Raw genomic sequence first — 3,761 nt, 5'->3', positions numbered from 1 at the left:
CGCCACTTCAGAGGGCTTGAGCACCACAGTACAACCCGCGGCCAATGCGGGCGCCACTTTCGCGGCGATGAGCGTCAACGGGTAGTTCCACGGCGTAATGCATGCAACGACGCCGATGGCTTCGCGTGTCACTTCGGAATTGCCGACGATTTCGGTAAAGTCATAGTTCGCCACCAGCTGCGAGGCAACAGCGAAGTGCCCAATTGCCGCGCCGACCTGCGCGTACTGCGACCAGGCGATCGGCGTGCCGACTTCTTTGCTAACCGACTGTGCCGCTTCCAGTGCGCGGGCTTCAAGACCTTGGGCAATTCTGGCAAGCCATGCCGCCCGTTCTTGCGGCGTGGTTCGCGACCAATCGACGAATGCCGCGCGGGCGGCACGCACGGCGTTATCGGCATCGGTCGCATCACCGAGCGGCACGCGTCCAATGATCTCTTCAGTCGTGGCATTCATCACGTCGATGCGCTGTTGCCCGTTTGGTTCGATCCAGTTTCCGCCGATGTAAATCTGCTTGTGGATTTTCATTGTCCGTATCTCCTCGATGGTGTGGCTATAGGCGTGTTGAGAGCGCGCGCAGGGTGTCCCGCGCGCCATGAGCATGTTTTAAATGAATGGGCCCGCGCGGCGCTGCACGCACGGCCCGTCGTCAGCGCATTGCGATACCCGGTCTGGCCACGGTAGCGTCGGCACCCGTTGGCTGTGCCGGACGCCAGGCAAGGGCACACTTGAGCGTGTCGTTATAAGGGCGATAACCGAACCGGAAGAGACAGCAGGCGACCACGCCGAACACAAAGCAGACGATTCCGATCGAATGTCCTATCGCTCGTGGATCGCGATACACGTAGTCAGTCAGAACGCCGACTGCGACCGGGCCACACCCTGCGCCGAGCAGACTGAGAATGCCCGTGTAAATGGCTGCGAATTGGCCGCGCATCGGCCCCGGCGCAATCTCCTGAATCGCTGACGGCCCAGCACCAAACAGGAAGAATGCAAAGAAAGCGCCCAGGGCCATGAAGACAGTTGCGGCGTGCGCGCTCTGCACGCATACCATCCCGACGGTGGACACAGTCAGACCCAAGCCGGCGATAACCGCAATGCGCAGATACGCATGCGGCGTGCCGCCACGGCGCCATACCCCGCCGACCCATCCCGCTAGCAGTGCACCGGCAGGTCCGACGACAGCCAACTGCACCCCGAGCATCTTGCCGACTTGCGGGTAGGTCCAGCCAAACTCCCGCACGAAGTAAGTCGGCGCCCAGCCCGCCCAGCCATAGACACTCGCGTAGAAGAAACCGGCGCCAAGCATCAACGCGATCATGGTCCTTTTGTTCTCCATGGCGTAGCCGTTGACTGCCGAGAGAGGCACTTCCAGAGAAGTCCGCTCACCGCCGACATGGCGCTCGGACGTGCCCGTTACTGCCGCCTGCGCGTTTCTCGGCTCAGGCACCGCCAACATCAGCGCGGCCACAACAATGCCGGGTAATCCCAGCGTCATGAACGTCGCCTGCCATGGATGGAGCAGACCCAAGCCAGGCAAGGACGGCGGCGTCACCGTGAATACGCCGAGGATCAAACCACCCGCGATGAGCCCAGCGCCCGAACCAAACGACCCACTGGCGCCGAACGCGTTCATCGCCGGACTGCGCCGATCGGCGGGAAACAGATCCGCGATCAGCGAAACTGCACCGGGTAGCAGCACGGCCTCACCCACCGCTACCACGACACGCGCAAGCAGGAGATGCCAGTAGTCGGTTGCAAGGCCGCTAGCGGCGGTTGCAAGACTCCACAGCGCGATGCCCACCGCGATGATGAGCCGCCGGTCGCCACGGTCGATCAGTCGTGCAATGGGCAGGCCCATCAACGCGTAGAACGCCGCAAAGGTGAAACCATGCAGCAAGCCGATCTGCGTGTCGTTCACGTGCAGCGTGTGCCGGATCGGTCCGACAAGCAGCGTGAGGATCTGCCGGTCCATGATGGAAAATGCATAGGCAATCAGCAATACCGTTACCGCGTACCATGCACGCGCCGCACTGACGGCACGCAATTTCTGCGAGGTGGCGTCCGCTGACTGGATCGCTTCAATGTCTTCTGTCTTCATTCGTGTCTCCCCCTCTGATGTTCGATGCCGGTATTTTTTTGTTGGCTATCGACAGGGTGTGTCCAGTCGCGAAACTGGACGTGGTGGATGGGGCCCTCGCTGGCAAACGCCTGCTCAGGCCGCGTCCGGCGATGAGCGATCGCGCCAGAGATTGTCGGGGCGCCAGAACTGGTCCTTGTGCCAGTGTTCTGGCAACGACGATGCCGTGGTCTGTATGACGCGCTTGAGAAGAAGCTTCATGATCTGCGCTTCGCGGTAATCGAGATCGCGCTCCGCGTGGCTTTCCGCGGACTTGGCGATCGCGAGCAATTCGATCGTGTAACTGCGGCCCGCGCTCGTGAACTTCACCTTGTTCTCCTGCGCGAAGCCGCTTCGCTGAAACTCGACGAGTCCGCGCGCGGCCAACTTGAGAATGTCGTCTTCGCTCACGCGGGACCCCGAGATCGACACGAGGCGGTCCAACTCCTCGACAGTTCTTTCCTCGCCCATGCTGAGAACGGCCAGAATGCTGTAATCGAGGTCACGCAGTCCGTTGCGCTCGAGGTTTTCGAGGACCGGCAAGAGGAGCTGGTAGTAGGCACGCCCCAACAGAAAACCTAGCCAGCCGTCACCGAATGCTGGGCCAATATTCGCTGGTTCCTCGGCGTGCTTCATCACCAGCCCATAGTTGCCACCGTGAAAGACCAGCGGCGGTTGGCCGAAGCTGTCGAAGTTCATCACCTCGCCCACGAAGATCACGTGATCGCCGCCTTCATACTGATGCACCACCCGGCATTCAAATCGTGCCGAGCAGCCGTCGAGTAACGGAACCTGTCCATGTCCGCGTGTCACGGAGCAGCCCGCGAACTTGTCGGTCCCGCTTTTGGCAAAGCGGTTCGAGATCGACTCCTGATTGGCCGCGAGAATGTGGACCGCGAAGTGGTCCGCCTGTGAAAAGACCGGCAGGCTGGACGATTTCCTGCCCAGACTCCACAGCACCATCGGCGGGTCCATCGAAACCGAATTGAAACTGTTCGCTGTCAGGCCGTAGTATTTACCGTCCTCACCGTGTGTCGTCACGATAGTCACCCCGGTCGTGAACGATCCGAGGGCCTTGCGAAGTTGAACGGGGTCAATCGGCGTTGTCATGTCTGTCTCCTGCTTCATCATTTCGTGCGTCGTTAGCGAACAAGCAGCGGCATCACGAGACGGCCGAAGCGCTCGGCCTCTTCGTGATGCGGGTAGCCGGACAGGCAAAAACCGCTGCAACCGGCTTCGACAAACTCCAGAAGCTGCGCGGCGACCTGCTGCGGATTGCCAACCACGGCCACACCCGCACCCGGGCGCACTTCAGTGATGCCCGTCCACAAGTGCGGCGTCATCTTGCTGCCGACGGTCTTCGACAACTCCTGCTGCCGCTGGTTGGCAACGGAATTCGTCGTCATGCCCTTGACCTGCTCCTTCCAGCCTTCCGCGCCGGCGACCAACTGGTGTGCGGCTTCCCACGCTTCGCCTTCGGTTTCACGGCAGACGATCTGCAAACGCATCGCAAAGCGGATTTCATGCTCACGTCCGTACCGGGCGGCACGCGCCCGCATTTCCTTGATCTGCTCGCCGATACGCTCCGGATAGTCGCCCCAGAAAAGGTGAACCGCCGAATGCCGGGCGGAGATGTCCGCGGCCT

Annotated in this window: 4 protein-coding genes; all 4 read right to left on the bottom strand. The window is 61.4% G+C overall.

Going from position 1 to position 3,761, the window contains the following annotated elements; translation table 11 throughout:
- Positions 1-525 (bottom strand): aldehyde dehydrogenase family protein (locus tag WCA53_RS09000; protein WP_423908169.1); only part of this gene is annotated, 525 nt, incomplete at its 3' end.
- Between the two features lie 121 nt (positions 526-646).
- Positions 647-2,098, bottom strand: a complete 1,452-nt coding sequence (locus WCA53_RS08995) for an MFS transporter (protein WP_423908167.1) — start codon at positions 2,096-2,098, stop codon at positions 647-649.
- A 114-nt stretch (positions 2,099-2,212) separates the two neighbouring features.
- Positions 2,213-3,226, bottom strand: coding sequence for a flavin reductase (locus tag WCA53_RS08990; protein ID WP_423908164.1), 1,014 nt, complete (start codon positions 3,224-3,226; stop codon positions 2,213-2,215).
- A gap of 32 nt (positions 3,227-3,258) precedes the next feature.
- Positions 3,259-3,761, bottom strand: a 503-nt coding sequence (locus WCA53_RS08985) for an LLM class flavin-dependent oxidoreductase (protein WP_423908161.1), incomplete at its 5' end; no start/stop codon positions are given.

Origin of the sequence: Caballeronia sp. (assembly GCF_049581465.1) — a bacterium.
Classification (GTDB): Bacteria; Pseudomonadota; Gammaproteobacteria; order Burkholderiales; family Burkholderiaceae; genus Caballeronia.
This window is presented reverse-complemented; position numbering and strand designations above follow the sequence as displayed.